Genomic DNA, 18,812 nt, shown 5'->3' with positions numbered 1-18,812 from the left:
TGAAGACATGTTGCACAGTCTGTCATCAATTTAATAGGAAAAAAGGATCAAGCTCTTCCATTGTATCAATCCTAAGAAAAGAGGTAAATCACAATCAAAGAGCAGGGGATGTTTAACATCACCGAAAATGTGCTATAATGAGCGTTGTTTAACCTGAAAGGAGAATGTGAAAAATGGCGAAAAAAGGATACATACAACTAACGAATGGTAAGAAAATTGAGTTTGAACTATACCCAGAGGCTGCTCCAGGTACAGTAGCAAACTTTGAAAAATTAGCGAATGAAGGCTTCTACGATGGATTGAAATTCCACCGCGTCATCCCAGGCTTCGTAAGCCAAGGCGGCGATCCAAACGGTAATGGAACTGGTGGTCCTGGTTACACAATTAAATGTGAAACAGAAGGGAATCCACATCAACACGAAAGAGGTTCATTATCAATGGCGCATGCTGGTAAAGATACAGGCGGCAGCCAATTCTTTATCGTACATGACCCTCAGCCGCATTTAAACGGTGTTCACACTGTTTTTGGCAAAGTAACATCTGGTATCGAGGCTGTTCTAGATATGGAACAAGGCCAAGGTATGGAAAAAGTCGAAGTTGTCGATGCTTAATCCAAAACACCGCTTAATCGCGGTGTTTTTTTATGTTAAATCTGATTTTACGGTTATTTGTTCCGTGAGGCGGTAGGTGATGATCCAATACAAAAGGGCAATGGCACTGACAGAGGCACCAAATAAACATACCCCGATCCAGCCATCGTTTGCGTAGATGCTGGTTGAAACAATAGAACCAGTCGCACTGCCGATGGAGTAAAAAATCATATAAGCAGCAGTAAGCCGGCTTCTCGCCTCAGGCCGCACAGTGAAAATCATACTCTGATTGGTCACGTGTACGGCCTGCACAGATAGGTCAAGAATGATAATACCAATGACTAATGCAATAAGTGAATGCTTAACCAAACCGATGAAAAACCATGAAACGAGCAATAGGACAAGGGCAATGCAGGTTGTGAACTGTCCTAAACCTCGATCAGCAAGACTCCCAGCCCGAGCAGCACCTAATGCTCCGGCTACTCCAGCAAGGCCAAATGCGCCAATAGCAGTATGTGAAAGAGAGAATGGCGTGGTACTGAGGGGCAGCACGAGCGAAGTCCATAACGTACCAAACACAATAAAAATAAGAAGAGTCAGAATTCCACGGATGCGCAGGATTCGTTCTTGTCTGAACAATGTAAACATTGAACGAAGCAGGTTTGCATAGGATAATGACTCTCTTTCGCTGTCATCACCCGGGAGAATTCGGAACAACACGCCAGTTATGATAAGCATCATAATGGCAGAAACTAGGTAGACTGACCTCCAGCCGGCGAGATCGGTTAGTACACCAGCAAACGTTCGTGCGAGAAGAATCCCGATCACGATTCCACTTTGCACCAAGCCAACAATACGACCGCGCTCTTCTGGAGCGGCCCAAGTCGCTGCGAACGCTACGAGTACTTGAGTGACCACAGCAAGCAGTCCGACCACAGCTAATCCTATAAAGAGGACGGTGACGATAGGAGCGATGCCGACTAGAATGAGAGACAACACGGATAAAAGCATCTGACCAATGATGAGCCGGCGTCTATTCAATAGATCACCAAGTGGTACTATCAGTAGCAGTCCCAGCGCATAACAAAGCTGAGTAATCGTAATGACCATGCCAATGGATGAATAGGTGATACCAAATTCGGATGCGAGGGAGTCTAATAACGGTTGTGCAAAGTATATGTTTGCAACTGCCATCCCGCAGGCTATCGCAAACAGCAGTGCCATATAGCGAGTCATCGTTGATCTCGGTTTGATTGGTAAATGAGTCGTTTCCATATCAAGATGTTCAATGGAAATGATTTTTTCTTTCACCATGCATTTCATCGTCTCCTTTTGTACTAAAAAGTATAATATACCGGTCGGTATATTATGATTCCTGTTAAGGATAACCAACAAAACGTTTTAAAGTCAAGAATTAGATACAGTTAATTGATGCTGATCTTGAGAGGGTAAGGCAATTTGACATTAGTACGTCAATAAAATAAAATTATAATGTACCGATTGGTAACCAAATAGAGAATAATATCAAGAAATAGATGGCTGACTTTGTGAAGAAATTTTATTGTTGAAATGAGGAATTGCTGATGGTTCGACAACGGGAATTTGATAAGGAAAAAGCGTTGGATGAGGCAATGGTGCTTTTTTGGGAAAAGGGGTATAGGGCCACTACATTAAGCGATTTGACTGCAAAAATGGGAATACAGCGGCCAAGCTTATACTCAGCTTTTGGAGATAAAGAGGAATTATTTGAGGCCGCATTACGCAAATATACAAAGCAGCATGCTGGCCATATTCGAACAAAACTTCAAAGCAATCTTTCTGCAAAGGAAGCATTTCATGCATTATTTGCAGATTTAGTAGAAGAGGAATATAGAGATGGTCCGAGTAAAGGATGTTTTTGCATCAATACAATAGTGGAACTTGCGCCACACGAAGAGAAATTTGAAATTCTTACAAGAGAGCATCAGATGTATCTTTCGGTCATTTTTGAAGAAAGGATTGTTCAAGGTATTCGCTCGGGTGAGCTCGAAAGCAGTCTGAATGCTAAAGCTTTAGCACAGACACTGGTCGTTTCTTTCATTGGACTTACCGTCCTCATGAAATCTCGTCCAGAGCGTTCATTTGTAGATCATTCTGTAGCGACGATACTTTCCATATTGAAATAAACAGTCTACGTGGAAAACAGTCAATATAGGGAAAGCGTATTTTGATCAAGCTATCAAAACACGCTTTTTCTTTTAGGACAGTTATGGACAGAACTCGATTTTGTGATATGATAAGAGAACAAATATTCGCATTTGTGGGTGTCGCCACATTCAACTGAAAAACAGATGTCAGTGCAAATTAAAAAAGCGTGTTTCATGCTGAAAGAAAGCAGGAGATAATTTGAAACCATTAACAAAAGAAGAAAAAAATCAAATGATGATTGCCATTCAGCGTTACTTTGCCGAAGAACGAGAAGAAGAGATTGGTGAATTAGCAGCCATTAATATACTAGAATTTATCACAAAAAATCTTGGAAGTTACTATTATAATCAAGGGGTTCGTGACAGCCGGAACATTGCTGTTCAGAGATCGCAATTGTTAGAGGAAGATCTATTCGCACTCGAAAAAAGATGATCATCAATGGTGTGCGCCCTACTAACGGATAAAGAGGAAAGAGACCCCCTTAATAAAGAACGCATATTCGTATCATATGTAATGATGAAAAGGTGGAACCAAAGGTCCAACTCAATCGTTATATAAGTAACCATTAATGGAAATCAGCTTTTTTGGTTTTATTTCATCAAAAGAAGGAATAAAACATACAAATAGGCGAAGTGCAGATGATGGAGGTTCTAAATATGGGGAAAATTAAATTGAAAATTGCCGTCTTATTTGTTTTACTGCTTTGTTTAGGCGCAGGTTATTTATACATGAATGGCATGAAAATTGAAGATGTGCCAACAGCCATTGGTGAAAGCTTAACAAATAATGATAAAGATTATACCATCTATGAATATACCATTACGAAAATTGATGGAGATGAATATTACGGTCAAGCAAAAAACGGCACAAAAATCATTTTTAATGGAAAGAAATTCGAAGATGATGTGGCCGACTTGAAGAAAGGCGATCGTATTAAAGCCTACTTTAGTAATGAAAAAAGAATAGATGGACTTATAAAAGTAGTAAAAGTCGTTAATTAACAAGTCTCCTTTCCTATAAGGAGACTTTTTTTGTGAGAAATCTTGATTGTTGCATTTGACAACAAGGATCGCTATAATAGCCCCTAAGGACAGCTAAATATCGATTGTATCCTTCGGGGCAGGGTGAAAATCCCGACCGACGGTAATAAAGCAAATGCTTTACAGCCCGTGACCCGTTAATTTATTAACGGTTGATTCAGTGAAAAGCTGAAGCCGACAGTGAAAGTCTGGATGGGAGAAGGATAAAGAAAGCTATGAACGAAAAATATTTGTTGATCATAGTTTTATTTCTGATGCAAAAAAGCCAAAGCCCCGGAATTTTTTCCGGGGCTTTCTGTATGTACATGTAGTTAATAGACCGGCATGCAGTGTTTATTAGGTGATCCCTCATCTACCTTGTATGGACCTTAAAAAGCGACGAAGGTGCTCAATCGATCACATGTCCCTAACATCGCTTTTTTATAAAGTGAGAAATACAAATGAAAAGAAAGGGAGGATCACATGTTTACGGGGATAATTGAAGAAGTTGGCACCGTACAGTCATTAAGTAAAAAGTCAGCAGATGCCATGGAAATTGTCATTAAGTGCAGCCGTGTGCTGGAAGATGTTCACCTTGGAGACAGTATTGCGATCAATGGTGTATGTCTTACAGTCACAAGCTTTACAAAAGCACAGTTCGCAGCAGATGTGATGCCAGAGACGGTCAAAGCGACATCACTGGATCAGCTGACATCAGGCAGTCCAGTGAATTTAGAGCGGGCCATGTCCTCGAATGGACGATTCGGCGGCCATTTTGTCTCAGGCCATGTTGACGGAACGGCAGTCATTACCCGAATAGAAAAGAAAAGTAATGCTATTTACTATGATTTGGAGATGGACAAGACCCTCACAGATATGCTCACGCAAAAGGGTTCGATCGCAATAGATGGTGTCAGCTTAACCATTTTCGATTTGCAAGATTCACACGTCACAGTCTCTATTATTCCTCATACGCTTGAAGGAACTATTTTCCCGACTAAATCTATGGGAGAGATTGTGAATATAGAGTGTGACATGATCGGCAAATACATTTATCGCTTTTTAACAAAAGAACAAGGCGAAAAGCAGCCATCCCGATTGACCCCATCATTTTTAAAAGAGCACGGATTCTAGGAGGCGATTGTATGTATCATTCAGTAGAAGAAGCAGTATATGCTCTAAAAGAAGGAGAAATCATTATCGTAGTGGATGATGAAGACAGAGAGAATGAAGGAGATTTTGTGGCACTTGCTGAGCATGCCACGCCTGAAGTTATTAACTTTATGGCTTTACATGGAAGAGGCCTCATTTGTACACCGGTCCATACGTCGATCGCCAAACACCTGAACCTGCATCCAATGGTAGAACAAAATACAGATGCACACCATACAGCGTTTACAGTGAGCATTGATCATGTGACAACGACGACTGGTATTAGTGCTTTTGAGCGCTCTGCGACCATGCTTGCCATGTTAAATAAAGACGCAACACCAGAAGAATTTGCCCGCCCAGGTCATGTGTTTCCGCTCATTGCAAAAGAGGGCGGTGTACTAGAAAGACCAGGTCATACAGAGGCGGCGGTAGATCTTGCGAAACTGGCAGGTTCAGAGCCAGCGGGTGTCATATGTGAAATTATGAATGTAGATGGCACAATGGCGCGCGTCCCCGAACTAAAAGAGATCCAAAAACAGCACGGTTTAAAGATGCTGACAATCGAAGCATTGCAGACCTATTTAAACAATAACGAAACAGCAACTATCGAAACAAAATAAAAATCACAAAAAAGGATGATCAACATATGAATACAATACAAGGGCATGTAGTAGCAGAAGGACTAAAATTTGCAATCGTCGTCGCGAGATTTAATGACTTTATTACAAGTAAACTGCTTGACGGAGCAGAAGATACATTGCTCAGACACGGAGCAAACGGTGACGATATTGATGTCGTGTGGGTACCGGGTGCTTTTGAAATTCCGTACATGGCAAAAAAACTAGCTGAAACAAAGAAATACGATGCCGTCATTACACTAGGAACCGTAATCCGGGGCGCAACAACTCACTACGATTATGTTTGTAATGAAGCCGCTAAAGGAATTGCTCAAAGTGCCATGTCAACAGGAGTACCGATTATCTTTGGTGTACTAACAACAGAATCCATTGAACAAGCCATCGAAAGAGCCGGCACAAAAGCTGGAAATAAAGGCAGCGAATCGGCTGCAGCTGCCATTGAAATGGCGAATCTCAATCGAACCTTTCGTTAATTTAGTGAAAAAGAGTTTAAAAACGGTATAAAAATGTTTATAATGTGTGATGAGCAAATGATTCGTGAGACATTTGCTGGACATTAGGATAATTTGAATATTGAGGGGTATATATGTTAATTCGTTATAAGAGGTCTTTTGAAAAAATTGCCATGGGGCTACTCTCCTTCATGCCGGGTGAGAAAGACGTCAAACAGCTTCAGCAGACGATGAAGTCATATGAAATGGATGAAAATCGGCAGCTGTTCCTTTGGAAAGATGGCGAGGATATCGTAGGTGCCATTGGTGTGTTGAAAACAGACGACCAAGTACAAATCGAGCATATTAGTGTGAATCCATCCCATCGAGATCAAGGAATCGGCAAGGAAATGGTTTTAGCCGTGGAAGAGGTATTCAAAACCAAAACACTCATTCCAAATGAATTAACGCAAGGCTTCTTTCATAAGTGTCACAGCGAAACAAATTAAATATCACACATGTAAAAGCAGAGGCTACAGTCCTCTGCTTTTTTTACGTTCGATCTGCTTTTTTCGTTCAAGCAATACATCTGTCCGGTCACGCAGTCTATGTTTTTCGATCAAAAATGTGTGGGATAAGTTGCTCTCCTGTCCAAAGGTCAGTCCTTCTTTTTGAGCCATTTCTTGGCATAAAGAAAGAAGCGCTTGATCTTTGATCGGGAGCAACACACTTTCGTAGGGCATGTCTTCATTCATTTTCTTCTTTAGCGTTCTCAGAAGTATGAGAAACGCCTCATCATCTAGACCGAGGTTCGCTAATACGGGCCGGTTTGCTTCCAGCAAGTGGAGGCTGTTTGAAATGAGCCGTTTTGCCCCTTTTCCATTTCCCCGTCTTTGATGATACAAAGCAACGGCAAGCTGAATGAAACCAACCCAATATTCTTTGCGCTGCTCAGGCGGGTCTTCCTTCCAATATTCCTCAAGAATTTCATGACACTCAAAATAATCTCTTGTCGTATGAAATTCATGTAAAAAAGCCACGTACGCTTCAGGATACACAGTGGTCATCTCCTTTTCCACTCTCAGTCTAACATATTGAAAAGAAAAGAAGAAAGAGCGCCCTTCGTGAAAAGGACGCTCTGTTTCTTTAATAAACCCAAGCCGCGCCAACGATGATCAGCAAGATGAAAAGCACGACAATAAGCGCGAAACCTCCGCTAAAGTTATAGCCATCTCCCATAATGATACGGCCTCCTTTTTCATCAGTTCTGTTTTACAATGGTATTCTATGTATAAATGCCCTGAGTGGTATGGGCGGAACCACTGTTTTTCTTGTTTTGCCTAGGACATCATGGTCGAAATTATATTGGACGAGAGCTTTATCCTGTCTTATACTAAAGGTTAGCCGGTGAAACGGTACTTAGAAGACAGTAGAAATGGTGAGAAAAAAATGCTGGAATATCAGGTGAAAATAGATTCGTTTGAAGGTCCTTTGGACTTACTTTTACATTTAATCAACCGGTTGGAAATCGATATTTATGATATTCCCGTTGCTAAAATTACGGAGCAGTATTTATTATATGTCCACACAATGAGGGAGCTTGAACTTGATGTGGCAAGTGAATATTTGGTGATGGCTGCAACCCTCCTGAGTATTAAAAGCAGAATGCTCCTTCCGAAACAAGAGGAAGAGCTATTTGATGAAGACCTGCTCGAAGAGGAAGAGGACCCTCGAGAAGAGCTGATTGGCAAATTGATTGAATACCGCAAGTATAAAAATGCAGCACAAGAACTAAAGGAACGCGAGGAAGAAAGGCAAAATGCCTTTACAAAACCTCCGAGTGATTTAAGCGAATTTGCAAAAGAATCGGAAGTGAAGGACACAAACTTACATGTCACGGTGTATGATATGTTAGGTGCGTTCCAAAAGGTATTGAACCGAAAAAAAATAACGAAACCAGCACCATCTAAGATTACAAGACAAGAAATCCCGATTGAAGACAAAATGAATGAGATTATGAACCATTTAAGAAAAACGAAAAAGCGGACCAATTTCATGACTCTATTTCAACATGATCAAAAGGAGCACCTTGTCGTGACGTTTCTTGCTGTTCTCGAATTGATGAAAAGTCATCAAATCATGTTAGAGCAGGAAGGAAACTTTGAAGACATTTATATAATAGGGAGTGAAACGATTCATGACGCTTGATATCGTGAATTGGAAAGCCATCATAGAAGCGCTGCTGTATGCAGCAGGTGACGAAGGCTTAACAAAAAAACAGCTCATGTCTGTTCTTGAAGTAGAAGAGGCAGCATTACTCGACATGATGTCTGCCGTAAAGGAAGAATATCAAAAACAAGAACGAGGGATTGAGCTCATTGAATATGCAGATTCATATATGCTGCTGACGAAAAAAGAATACAGCATTTATTTGAAAAAATTAGTCGAGACCCCATCCAAAGGTTTGTCACAGGCAGCGCTTGAGGTACTCGCAATCGTTTCTTATAAACAGCCGATCACACGCAGTGAGGTAGAGGAGATCAGAGGAGTCAAATCAGAGCGGGTGCTTCATAGTTTAGTAGCCAAAGCACTGCTCTGTGAAGTAGGACGTGCCGATGGCCCGGGGCGAGCGATTCTTTATGGGACAACACCTACCTTTTTAGAGCAGTTTGGCTTAAAGGCCTTGGATGAATTACCTCCGCTGCCAGAGAATGTGGAAGCAGATGGTGTACAAGAAGAGGCTGATCTTTTTTTTGAAAACTTCAATCAAACATTCGAAGAGATAAAATAGTTCAAAAGAATTAAAAATGTATGATAAAATATAAAAAAGATTTTAGGTCTAACATCTATTGATGTCAGATAAAATGGTAATAAAGCCATGAGGGGAAGGTAAACACGAAACAAATGGCACATATGAATGTAAAGGCTCAAGTTGATCAAGCAGGCGTCTTTTTATCAAAGGTTGCAACTGAAATGAATGGTTTTCTGAACGAAGCTACCTTATCAAGCATGAAACGATTAAACCCTGAAGCGGAAGCCTATTATTGTGACATATTGAGTACATTACGGAAGCTTGCAGTGTACAGCGAGGATGCAGCGGCAGTTTGCAGGAAAATCAGCCAGCAGCAGACATTCCCTCAGCAAGCCGCGCAGCAGACGCTTCACCGTATTTATCATCAATGTATTGAAGAATTTTTTACGCCGAAAAAGGATACATGGTATGAAGACAGCCGTTCCGCGTATACAGGAAAGGGCAGCATTGTTTTCCACCATGAAGTATCCGCTGATATGAAACGATTATTTTCTTCATTAGAAAACGATTTTTTAGCGATGAGAGAAGAGCTAGAATATACGACATCTCATCAGCAAATGAAAATGGTATAGCAAGAGGAAAAAGTGTCTCTACATATAGAGACGCTTTTTTTTATGGACGAGGCATCATAACTTTTTAAGGCGCGCATACACTTGTACAAAACGGACAAGGACGTGAATGAACATGCCCTATTTAAAAATTGGAACAGCAGTCCTTCTTCTATTTACACTCTTACTGCCTTTTTCCTCACATGCCAAAGCAGACATATCATTATCTGTGAGTGCAAGAAGCGCCATTTTAATAGATGGACAGTCAGGCAGAGTCCTATTTGGAAAGGACGAGCATGAAAAAAGGAGAATCGCCAGTATTACGAAAATTATGACGGCGGTATTAGCCATTGAATCAGGAAAAATGAAAGACACCGTCAAGGTATCAAAACGCGCGATTCAAGCAGAGGGCTCATCGCTCTATTTAAAAGAAGGGCAGAAGGTGAGTTTAGAAGACTTGACGTACGGGCTTATGCTGCGTTCTGGAAATGATGCAGCTGTTGCCATTGCAGAGCATGTGGGCGGCAGCTTAGAAGGATTTATTTTTATGATGAATCAAAAAGCGTCTGAACTAGGAATGGAGAATACAAATTTTCAAAATCCGCATGGACTCGATGATCATAAACATCATTATTCATCAGCCTATGACATGGCCATTTTAACAAAATATGCCATGGAGCATAAACAATATCAAAAAATTGCGGGCACGACTTTCTATAAAGCGAAAACGATGGAAGGCTATTGGAAAAATAAAAACAAGCTCCTCACTGGTTTATATCAATATTCAACTGGGGGGAAAACGGGATATACGAAGCTTGCAAAACGCACACTTGTCTCTACAGCTGCAAAAGGGGATGCGGCGCTGATCGCTGTGACCATTAATGCTCCAGATGATTGGAAGGATCATATCTCTATGTTTGAATATGCATTTGATCACTATAAAACGTACGTACTTGCTGAAAAAGGAAGACTCGCTTCGTTAAAAGGAACCTTTTACGAAAAAAAAGCATTTATCAAGCGTGATGTGGACTATTTTTTAAATGAAGATGAGAAAAAGCTAGTGGAAATTGAAACGGAAATGCTTACCCCTCAAAAGAAGTGGGAAAAAAACGCCGAAGCCATTCCGGATGTTGTAGGGAAAATGACATTTTTATTAGATGGCCAGGTGATCGAGCAAGTTCCGATTTTTTATGAAAATAAACGAAATCGAATGCCTCAAAAAAGCTTTCAAGAAATGTTTAAGTCTGTCTTTCAGACATCTATAGGCGGATCTTCATGGTCAATCTAATTTGGGTATTCCTCACTGTCATCGGTCTTGTGTATGCGATGTTCAACGGAACGATGGAGGAAGTAAACGAAGCTGTATTTAAGGGCTCAAAAGAAGCAGTTACCATTTCAATTGGTCTGATTAGTGTCCTCGTTTTTTGGCTCGGACTGATGAAGATTGCAGAAGAGGCAGGTTTGTTAAATTTCTTTAGTAAATTGTGCCGTCCCTTTATTTCAAAGCTATTTCCGGATATTCCGCCTAACCATCCCGCAATGGGGTATATTTTGTCCAACCTTATGGCGAATTTCTTTGGTCTCGGGAATGCCGCAACACCGCTTGGGATTAAGGCAATGGAGCAGATGAAAGCATTAAACGAGGGGAAAAATGAAGCAAGCCGGTCCATGATTACATTTTTAGCGGTCAACACATCCTCTATCACACTTGTGCCAACAACCGTCATTGCGATTAGAATGACCTATGGTGCAGATCAGCCAACAGACATTGTAGGCCCAACCATTTTGGCAACACTCATTTCAGGAATCGGTGCAATTCTCATTGATCGCTATTTCCACTATCGCAGAAGCAGGCGGGGGTGATCTCGTGTCATTTATTAACTGGCTGTCACTTGCTTTGATCCCACTGATCATCGCAGGAATTTTAATTGCAGGAACCATTAAAAAGGTACCGACCTATGAAACATTTGTCGAGGGCGGGAAAGAGGGCATTCAAATTGCCTTTTCAATCATTCCTTATTTAGTCGGCATGCTTGTGGCCATTACGATATTCCGTGCGTCTGGTGCGCTTGACTTTGTCATGGGACTGTTAAAACCTGTGTTTACAGCGATCGGCTTCCCGGCAGAAGTGGTGCCGCTTGCGTTTATTCGTCCGATATCTGGCACGGCCGCACTCGGGATGACATCAGACCTCATTGCGACATATGGACCAGATTCTTTTATCGGACAGCTCGCAGCTGTCATGCAAGGGTCAACAGATACCACTCTTTACATTTTAACGGTCTATTTTGGAGCAGTCGGTATTAAAAAAATGGGAGATGCGCTGAAAGTAGGTCTGTTAGCGGACCTCATTGGAATCATAGCATCTGTCATCATCGTCAGTTTGTTATTTAGCGGCGCCTAATGAGGCGCTTTTTTGTATTTCGTGGATGGAAAATCGCTTTTTAGCTGAAATTAGACAGACGAATCGCTTATTTTTCCACGAATGCTTGTTTGTTTTAAGTCAAGCAAGTAAGATAGTACATGAGGTGAAAGACAAATGGAACGTTTACAGAAAGTAATTGCACATGCCGGCGTCGCTTCTAGACGAAAGGCAGAAGAATTAATTAAAGAAGGACGAGTTACCGTTAATGGTCAAACAGTGACAGAGCTCGGAGTAAAAGTGGGCTCTTCAGATAAAATTGAAGTCAACGGATTAAAGCTTGAAAGAGAAGAACCGGTTTACTTTATGCTTTATAAACCTCGCGGCGTCATTTCAGCTGCTGAGGATGATAAAGGACGTAAGGTCGTCACAGATTTCTTTGATGACGTCCCGCAGCGCCTTTATCCAATCGGCCGCTTAGATTATGATACGAGCGGTTTGATTTTAATTACAAATGACGGGGAATTTGCCCATAAGCTCATGCATCCGAAATATGAAATTGATAAAACGTATGCAGCGAAGCTAAAAGGCATCCCATCAAAGGAATTGCTTAGAAAGCTAGAAAAAGGGATCATGTTAGATCATAAAAAGACAGCACGTGCTCGTGCCAAAATGCTTTCTATCGATAAACGAAAGCAGACATCTATCGTTCAATTAACCATTCATGAAGGCAGAAACAGACAAGTGCGCCGCATGTTTGAAGCGATCGGTCATGATGTGTTAAAGCTAAAAAGAGAGCAATATGCGTTCCTTCATATTGAAGGCATGAGACCAGGAGACCGCAGAGAATTGTCTCCGCATGAAGTCAAGCGCCTAAGAGCGATTGCAGATCATGGGAAAAGCGCTTTTTAATTTTCACATAAACTTCAAAAAATGAAGAAGCATCAAAAGAAGGAGAATGCTATAATTTACCTGAATGTCTATGGGGAAGGGGTACTTCAGATGAAGAAAAGACGGTTTTTCATACGGACGGGCATTCTCCTCGTGATGCTTGCTGCACTTTGTTATACGATGTATAACTCAGTATTTGCCAAACAGGATCAAGTCAAAGAAGGATCTATTGCGCCAAACTTTGTCCTTCAATCAGTGGATGGGGAACGGATTGAATTAAAGGAATTAAAAGGCAAAGGCGTCTTCCTTAATTTTTGGGGGACCTGGTGTGGTCCGTGTAAACAAGAATTTCCTTACATGGCAAATCAATATGAAGTATTCAAGGATCGCGGTGTGGAAATTGTTGCAGTCAATGTTGGGGAATCCAATATTGCCGTGAAAAATTTTATGGAAACCTATGGCGTGAATTTTCCTGTTGCGATGGACAAAGATCGTCAAGTGACAGAGGCATATGATATTACGCCGCTGCCAACCACATTTTTAATTAATCCTGAAGGCAAGGTAATCAAAGTCATAAAGGGAACCATGACAGAACGTAATGTCTATGAATATATGAATTTGATTAAACCAAAGGGGTCATAGAATGAAAGAGGTAAAGTGCGAGTGTGGACATATTAATCCAATCGGTACTGTTTTATGTGAATCATGCGGGAATCCAATTGCAGCTATAGAGAAAAACTCTTCAAAGCTGCTTGATATGAGATATGACGGCAGTGCAAGACGCTCGCAAACATACAACAAAACGATTGTGGATAAAGTATGGAACTTTTTTTCTTCCGTTAAAGTGGGTGTGTGGCTGATTGTTATTACACTGCTTGCTTCCTCACTAGGAACCATTTTTCCGCAGGAGCGGTTTATTCCGCCAGGTGCATCTGCTTCCACCTATTATGAAGAGCAATATGGGTCGTTTGGTAAGCTGTATTACATACTTGGATTCCATGATCTTTATAATTCTTGGTGGTTTTTAGCTTTAGTCGCATCAATCGGAATCTCCCTTGTCATTTGCAGTCTCGACCGGGTCATTCCTCTTTATCGGGCACTTAAAAACCAAGGGGTTATCAAAAAAGAAGGCTTTATGAGAAGACAGCGTCTGTTCAGTGAAACAGACAAAACGTTAGATCAGCATACATATGAAGGCATCATAAGAGCAATGAAACAAAAGCGTTACCGCGTGCGAGAAGAAAACGGACATATTTTAGCTGAAAAAGGCCGCTTTTCACGCTGGGGGCCTTACGTCAATCACATTGGATTAATCATCTTTCTCATTGGATCGATGCTCAGGTTTGTCCCAGGCATGTATGTGGATGAAACGCTCTGGGTCAGAGAAGGTGAAACTGCTCCAATTCCAGGCACAGATGGTCAATATTTTTTGAAAAATAATGCGTTTTCAATTGACCGCTATGAAACTGGAAATGAAAAAGAAGTGTTTGAGAATGCGATTGAAAGAGCTGGCGACGGTCAAGTGGTGAAAAGTTATAAAACCGATGCCACTTTATACAAACGTGAAGGGGAAGTTGTTTTTGGTGAAAAGCCCAAGCTGAAGCAGGTAACAGAACACGATATCAAAGTGAACGAACCGCTCAAGTTTGATCATTTCTCATTATATCAAGTGGATTTTAAACAAAATGAACTCGATCAAATGGTCTTTCAGCTGATTCGTAAAGATACAGAAAAATCTTTCGGAACAGTGAAGATTAATCTGCTGGAGCCTAAGTCAGAATATGATCTTGGTAGCGGTTACAAAGTCAAAGTGATGAGCTATCTCCCTGATTTTTATTTTGACGATGATGGAACGCCGAGTACGAAAACAAGGAATCCAAATAATCCTGCTTTCGTGTTTGAAATGATTTCTCCTGAAAAGCCTAAAGGTGAAAAAAGTTTTGTGGCGATTCAAGAGACAGTAGAAGGCTCTGATAACAACATATATAAGATGAAGTTTGATCGAGTGGAAACGAAAAACGTCACGGGATTGACGGTTAGAAAAGATTTAACTCTCGGGGTGCTCATCGTAGGCGGGATTATCTTCATGATTGGTGTCGTGCAGGGGATGTATTGGCAGCATAGAAGAATTTGGCTGTCTGCAAAGGATGGAAAAGTATTTGTGGCAGGACACACAAACAAAAACTGGTTCGGCTTAAAGTCTGATCTCAACGTGTTACTAAGTGACAGTGGCATCAAACAGCCAGTTGATCAAAAAGAACTGCCTGATACAACAAGTATCAGCAAAAGCAAGGGGGAAGGATTAGATGGCAGCAGTCAGTGAAAACCTGTTATTTGCAGCTTTTCTATTGTATTTAGCGGCAGTTCCTTTTTTTGGTGGTGCCATTAAAGGAAAAAAGAAAGTTGATGGACCGCGCAGGAATAAGGCGGCACTTATCGGCATTACGCTCACCATCATCGGTTTTTTAAGTCAATTTGGCTATTTTATTTCAAGATGGATGGCGTCTGGTCATGCACCAGTCAGTAATTTGTTTGAATTCACAACCGCTTTTGGCATGATGCTTGTGCTCGCATTCATCATTTTATATTTTGTGTATCAAGTGTCTGTACTTGGTTTATTTACACTTCCAATCGCTTTATTGATTATTGCCTATGCAAGTATGTTCCCATCAGATATTTCACCGCTGATTCCTTCACTACAAAGTAATTGGCTTTATATTCACGTGACAACAGCAGCACTTGGGCAAGCCATTTTAGCGATCAGCTTTGTGGCAGGTGTCATCTTCTTATTAAAGCATGTCGACCAAACAAAGCCAGGGAAGAAGACATTTGGTTTAGAGCTCGTCATGTTTATGATTGTCGTCACACTTGCATTTATCGCTGTCACGTCCATCTTTAGAATGACAGGATACGAGGCGAAATTTAATTGGGTCGATAAAAATAAAGAGGAAAGTGTGATGGTCTATGAGCTGCCAGCTCTAGTTGGACCTCATAAAGGAGAGCTTGTGACGCAAGATCGTTTGGAACCATTTGTTGATTTGCCGCCTGTTTTTTCAGGAAGAAAGGTCAATACGGTGTTATGGTCATTCGGCACGGGGCTGATCTTGTATGGACTGATTCGGTTGATCATTCGCAAACGACTCAGCGCTCTGCTTCAACCGCTTGTGAAGCAGGTGAACCTAGATTTAGTCGATGAAATTGGATACAGGGCTGTTTCCATTGGTTTCCCTGTATTTGCGTTAGGCGGGCTGATTTTTGCAATGATCTGGGCGCAAATTGCCTGGACTCGGTTCTGGGGCTGGGACCCGAAGGAAGTATGGGCATTGATTACGTTTCTCTTTTATGCAGCCTACCTTCATCTTCGCTTATCAAGGGGCTGGCATGGCGAAAAGTCCGCTTGGTTAGCTGTCATCGGATTCGCCATCATTATGTTTAATCTCATCTTTGTCAATCTTGTGATTGCAGGGCTTCATTCTTACGCGTAATCACATGAAAAAGGCCAACTTTTATGAATCGATTCGGCTTTTTGTTAAAATGAATGTAACAACGGAGAAAGCAGGAGGATTGTCTAATGGAACACACAACTCAAACGAAAATATTAGTCGTAGATGATGAGGCAAGAATTCGCCGCCTTTTAAAAATGTATTTAGAACGTGAAAATTATGAAATCGATGAAGCAGAAAATGGAGATGAGGCGATTCAAAAAGGACTCCAAACAGATTATGACCTCATTTTACTCGATTTAATGATGCCTGGGACAGATGGAATCGAAGTGTGTAATCAAATTCGAGACAAAAAAGCGACTCCAATCATTATGCTGACGGCAAAAGGAGAAGAAGCCAACCGCGTCCAAGGGTTTGAGGCAGGAACGGATGACTATATCGTAAAACCTTTTAGCCCGCGTGAAGTTGTTTTACGTGTGAAGGCATTGCTCAGAAGATCTTCTCAAACGTCTTATCTCAATACTGGGACAACAACAAAAGATGTACTTGTGTTTTCTCATCTTTCAATTGACCACGATGCGCATAGAGTGACGGCTGATGGCAAAGAAGTCAGTCTCACGCCGAAGGAATATGAGCTTTTATATTTCCTTGCGAAAACACCGGATAAGGTTTATGACAGAGAGAAGCTGTTAAAAGAAGTATGGCAGTATGAATTCTTTGGAGACTTGAGAACAGTCGATACCCACGTCAAACGACTTCGCGAAAAGCTGAATAAAGTGTCACCAGAAGCTGCGAAAAAAATCGTGACGGTATGGGGTGTCGGGTACAAATTTGAGGTCGGCGCTGAATGAAACTGTGGAAAAGTGTCGTTGGAAAGCTATGGTTAACCATTCTCTTCCTCGTCCTGATCGTTTTATCTATTTTAACCGTGCTTCTTTTAGAGTTCATTGAGAATTACCATGTAGAAGAAGCAAAGTCAGATTTAACTCAAATGGCAAACAAAGTAGCGGTCATTTTAGAAAGCCATGAGGATCAATCGCTCGCAAGGTCGATTACATCAGAGCTTGCTGACAAATTGACGAGTATTGCGATTATCCAAGAGGACGGGCTAGAGTGGTATTCGTCTGAAAAAGACGGGAAGCTTCCTGCGATTACAAAGAAACAAATTGAAGCGGACAGTGATTTAAATCAAGCACTAAAAGATCGTAAAAAAATCAGTAAACGTGCAGAACCAAATGCAGGCAATCAGAAAGATGAACGAATTGTCGTCGGTGTTCCATTTGAGGCAAACGGAAAAAAAGGCATGGTCTTTCTTTCTCAATCATTACTCGCTGTAGAACAAACAACGAAACATACGACGCGTTATATCTTCTTAGCAGCCGGAATTGCCATTGTACTGACCACTATCTTCGCTTTCTTCTTATCAACACGTGTCACCTATCCTCTCAGAAAGATGAGAGAGGGAGCACAGGATTTGGCGAAGGGGAAATTTGATACAAAGATTCCTATATTAACGCAAGACGAAATTGGAGAATTGGCCATCGCCTTTAATCAAATGGGCAAGCAGCTTAAATTCCATATCACAGCCTTAAATCAAGAAAAAGAACATTTGTCCAACATTTTAAGCAGTATGGCCGATGGTGTCATCACCATCAATATTGATGGAACGATTCTCATGACGAATCCTCCTGCAGAACGATTCTTGCAGGCATGGTATTACGAGCAAAATATGAAGATCAAAGATGGAGATGAACTGCCACCAGAAGCGAGAGAACTGTTTCATACAGCCGTCAGCACAGAAAAAGAGCAAATGATCGAAGTCACGCTGCAAGGACGTACTTGGGTTCTTCTCATGTCTCCGCTTTATAATCAGCAGGATGTCAGGGGAGCAGTTGCGGTCCTTCGTGATATGACAGAGGAACGAAGACTTGATAAGCTGAGAAAAGACTTCATTGCCAATGTCAGTCATGAACTTCGTACACCAATTGCCATGCTTCAAGGGTATAGTGAGGCGATTGTAGATGATATTGCAGGCTCAGAAGAGGAAAAGAAAGAGATTGCGCAAATTATCTACGACGAATCACTTCGAATGGGACGTCTTGTGAATGACCTTCTAGATCTAGCGAGAATGGAAGCGGGCCATATTACACTTAATCTTGAATCGACAGATACAGAAGAGTTAACCGAGAAGATTTACCGCAAGTTTCTCGGTATTGCGAAAGAAAAACAAGTTGATCTCACATATGACATTCAAGTGGATGAACCGCACTTTGTACTCGATCCGGATAAGATTGAGCAGGTGTTTACGAATCTCATTGATAACGCCATTCGTCATACACCAGAGGGCGGAGAGGTTCACTTCTCGGTTCAATCGGTGGAAAGCGGTCTGAAAATGGATGTAAAAGATTCGGGAAGCGGAATCCCGGAAGAGGATCTGCCATTTATTTTCGAACGTTTCTATAAAGCGGATAAGGCAAGAACAAGAGGGCGTTCTGGTACTGGGCTTGGTCTTGCGATTGTGAAGAACATCGTAGAGGCGCATCAAGGCTCCATTCATGCACATAGCAAAGCGGGTACAGGTACACACTTTACCTTTTATATTCCGAGAAAAAAGCAGGAACTCGTCTAATCCTGACGAAGAATCTTGTTACATGAGAAACACTTCTTTTCTAAAAAAAGAAGTGTTTTTTTATTTTCATATTTTTAAGGAGAAGTTAAACAAAAAGCCCTTCCCAAATT

At 41.3% G+C, this 18,812-nt stretch carries 22 protein-coding genes, 1 pseudogene and 1 riboswitch; of the genes and pseudogenes, 20 read left to right on the top strand and 3 right to left on the bottom strand.

Annotated features, from left to right (window positions below; genetic code table 11):
* Positions 1-173: 173 nt before the first annotated feature.
* The gene (locus C6344_RS06400) at positions 174-611 is read left to right on the top strand and encodes a peptidylprolyl isomerase (RefSeq protein ID WP_008359679.1); all 438 of its coding nucleotides are present in this window, start codon (positions 174-176) and stop codon (positions 609-611) included.
* A 30-nt stretch (positions 612-641) separates the two neighbouring features.
* On the opposite strand, the gene C6344_RS06395 is transcribed toward C6344_RS06400, so the two are convergent.
* Positions 642-1,904 (bottom strand): MFS transporter, encoded by a 1,263-nt coding sequence (locus tag C6344_RS06395; RefSeq protein WP_106072831.1) that lies wholly within the window; start codon positions 1,902-1,904, stop codon positions 642-644.
* A 269-nt stretch (positions 1,905-2,173) separates the two neighbouring features.
* Between C6344_RS06395 and C6344_RS06390 the strand changes: the two genes are divergently transcribed.
* From C6344_RS06390 to C6344_RS06355, 7 genes and pseudogenes are all read left to right on the top strand, one after another.
* Positions 2,174-2,755, top strand: coding sequence for a TetR/AcrR family transcriptional regulator (locus tag C6344_RS06390; protein ID WP_034661130.1), 582 nt, complete (start codon positions 2,174-2,176; stop codon positions 2,753-2,755).
* Between the two features lie 220 nt (positions 2,756-2,975).
* A complete protein-coding gene (locus tag C6344_RS06380) occupies positions 2,976-3,209 on the top strand; it encodes a DUF2164 domain-containing protein (protein WP_003215556.1) in 234 nt (77 codons plus the stop codon).
* A gap of 224 nt (positions 3,210-3,433) precedes the next feature.
* Positions 3,434-3,778, top strand: coding sequence for a hypothetical protein (locus tag C6344_RS06375; protein ID WP_034318777.1), 345 nt, complete (start codon positions 3,434-3,436; stop codon positions 3,776-3,778).
* A gap of 105 nt (positions 3,779-3,883) precedes the next feature.
* A riboswitch (FMN riboswitch) is annotated at positions 3,884-4,025 on the top strand.
* Positions 4,026-4,279: 254 nt separating this feature from the next.
* The gene (gene ribE / locus C6344_RS06370; protein ID WP_060596762.1) at positions 4,280-4,930 is read left to right on the top strand and encodes a riboflavin synthase; all 651 of its coding nucleotides are present in this window, start codon (positions 4,280-4,282) and stop codon (positions 4,928-4,930) included.
* An 11-nt stretch (positions 4,931-4,941) separates the two neighbouring features.
* Positions 4,942-5,547 (top strand): annotated as a pseudogene (gene ribB, locus C6344_RS06365) (3,4-dihydroxy-2-butanone-4-phosphate synthase); the annotation flags it as partial.
* A 47-nt stretch (positions 5,548-5,594) separates the two neighbouring features.
* Positions 5,595-6,059: a 6,7-dimethyl-8-ribityllumazine synthase gene (gene ribH, locus C6344_RS06360; protein ID WP_060596841.1), complete on the top strand. Its 465-nt coding sequence runs from the start codon at positions 5,595-5,597 to the stop codon at positions 6,057-6,059.
* Positions 6,060-6,172: 113 nt separating this feature from the next.
* Positions 6,173-6,526: a GNAT family N-acetyltransferase gene (locus C6344_RS06355; RefSeq protein WP_003215830.1), complete on the top strand. Its 354-nt coding sequence runs from the start codon at positions 6,173-6,175 to the stop codon at positions 6,524-6,526.
* Between the two features lie 24 nt (positions 6,527-6,550).
* Here the strand turns inward: C6344_RS06355 and C6344_RS06350 are convergent, their stop codons facing one another.
* On the bottom strand, positions 6,551-7,075 hold the full coding sequence (locus C6344_RS06350) for a DUF309 domain-containing protein (RefSeq protein WP_034661127.1): 525 nt from the start codon (positions 7,073-7,075) through the stop codon (positions 6,551-6,553).
* Positions 7,076-7,163: 88 nt separating this feature from the next.
* Complete coding sequence (locus C6344_RS06345) at positions 7,164-7,256, bottom strand: YjcZ family sporulation protein (protein WP_106048330.1); 93 nt, start codon at positions 7,254-7,256, stop codon at positions 7,164-7,166.
* Between the two features lie 210 nt (positions 7,257-7,466).
* On the opposite strand from C6344_RS06345, the gene C6344_RS06340 reads away from it, so the two are divergent.
* From C6344_RS06340 to C6344_RS06285, 12 genes are all read left to right on the top strand, one after another.
* Positions 7,467-8,225, top strand: a complete 759-nt coding sequence (locus C6344_RS06340) for a segregation/condensation protein A (RefSeq protein ID WP_034661986.1) — start codon at positions 7,467-7,469, stop codon at positions 8,223-8,225.
* A complete protein-coding gene (gene scpB, locus C6344_RS06335; RefSeq protein WP_034661126.1) occupies positions 8,215-8,808 on the top strand; it encodes an SMC-Scp complex subunit ScpB in 594 nt (197 codons plus the stop codon). Before C6344_RS06340 ends, scpB begins: the two co-directional genes overlap by 11 nt.
* 113 nt (positions 8,809-8,921) lie before the next feature.
* A complete protein-coding gene (locus C6344_RS06330) occupies positions 8,922-9,401 on the top strand; it encodes a YpuI family protein (protein ID WP_034661124.1) in 480 nt (159 codons plus the stop codon).
* Between the two features lie 112 nt (positions 9,402-9,513).
* A complete protein-coding gene (locus C6344_RS06325) occupies positions 9,514-10,665 on the top strand; it encodes a D-alanyl-D-alanine carboxypeptidase family protein (RefSeq protein WP_060596760.1) in 1,152 nt (383 codons plus the stop codon).
* Entirely contained in the window at positions 10,653-11,240 is a 588-nt protein-coding gene (locus C6344_RS06320; protein ID WP_095285349.1) for a nucleoside recognition domain-containing protein, read from the top strand. The genes C6344_RS06325 and C6344_RS06320 overlap by 13 nt, the downstream gene beginning before the upstream one ends.
* Before the next feature lie 4 nt (positions 11,241-11,244).
* Positions 11,245-11,781, top strand: coding sequence for a spore maturation protein (locus C6344_RS06315; RefSeq protein ID WP_003216139.1), 537 nt, complete (start codon positions 11,245-11,247; stop codon positions 11,779-11,781).
* A 135-nt stretch (positions 11,782-11,916) separates the two neighbouring features.
* Entirely contained in the window at positions 11,917-12,651 is a 735-nt protein-coding gene (rluB, locus tag C6344_RS06310; RefSeq protein WP_034661122.1) for a 23S rRNA pseudouridine(2605) synthase RluB, read from the top strand.
* A 90-nt stretch (positions 12,652-12,741) separates the two neighbouring features.
* Positions 12,742-13,272, top strand: coding sequence for a thiol-disulfide oxidoreductase ResA (gene resA / locus C6344_RS06305; RefSeq protein WP_060596759.1), 531 nt, complete (start codon positions 12,742-12,744; stop codon positions 13,270-13,272).
* Position 13,273: 1 nt separating this feature from the next.
* Entirely contained in the window at positions 13,274-14,953 is a 1,680-nt protein-coding gene (resB, locus tag C6344_RS06300; RefSeq protein ID WP_060596758.1) for a cytochrome c biogenesis protein ResB, read from the top strand.
* A complete protein-coding gene (gene ccsB, locus C6344_RS06295) occupies positions 14,937-16,115 on the top strand; it encodes a c-type cytochrome biogenesis protein CcsB (protein WP_050943828.1) in 1,179 nt (392 codons plus the stop codon). The genes resB and ccsB overlap by 17 nt, the downstream gene beginning before the upstream one ends.
* An 86-nt stretch (positions 16,116-16,201) precedes the next feature.
* Positions 16,202-16,924 (top strand): response regulator transcription factor, encoded by a 723-nt coding sequence (locus C6344_RS06290; RefSeq protein ID WP_003215596.1) that lies wholly within the window; start codon positions 16,202-16,204, stop codon positions 16,922-16,924.
* On the top strand, positions 16,921-18,702 hold the full coding sequence (locus C6344_RS06285; protein ID WP_060596757.1) for an ATP-binding protein: 1,782 nt from the start codon (positions 16,921-16,923) through the stop codon (positions 18,700-18,702). The genes C6344_RS06290 and C6344_RS06285 overlap by 4 nt, the downstream gene beginning before the upstream one ends.
* Positions 18,703-18,812 lie beyond the last annotated feature (110 nt).

It is taken from the genome of Bacillus sp. GBSW19, from assembly GCF_002998655.1.
Lineage (GTDB): Bacteria > Bacillota > Bacilli > Bacillales > Bacillaceae > Bacillus.
This window is presented reverse-complemented; position numbering and strand designations above follow the sequence as displayed.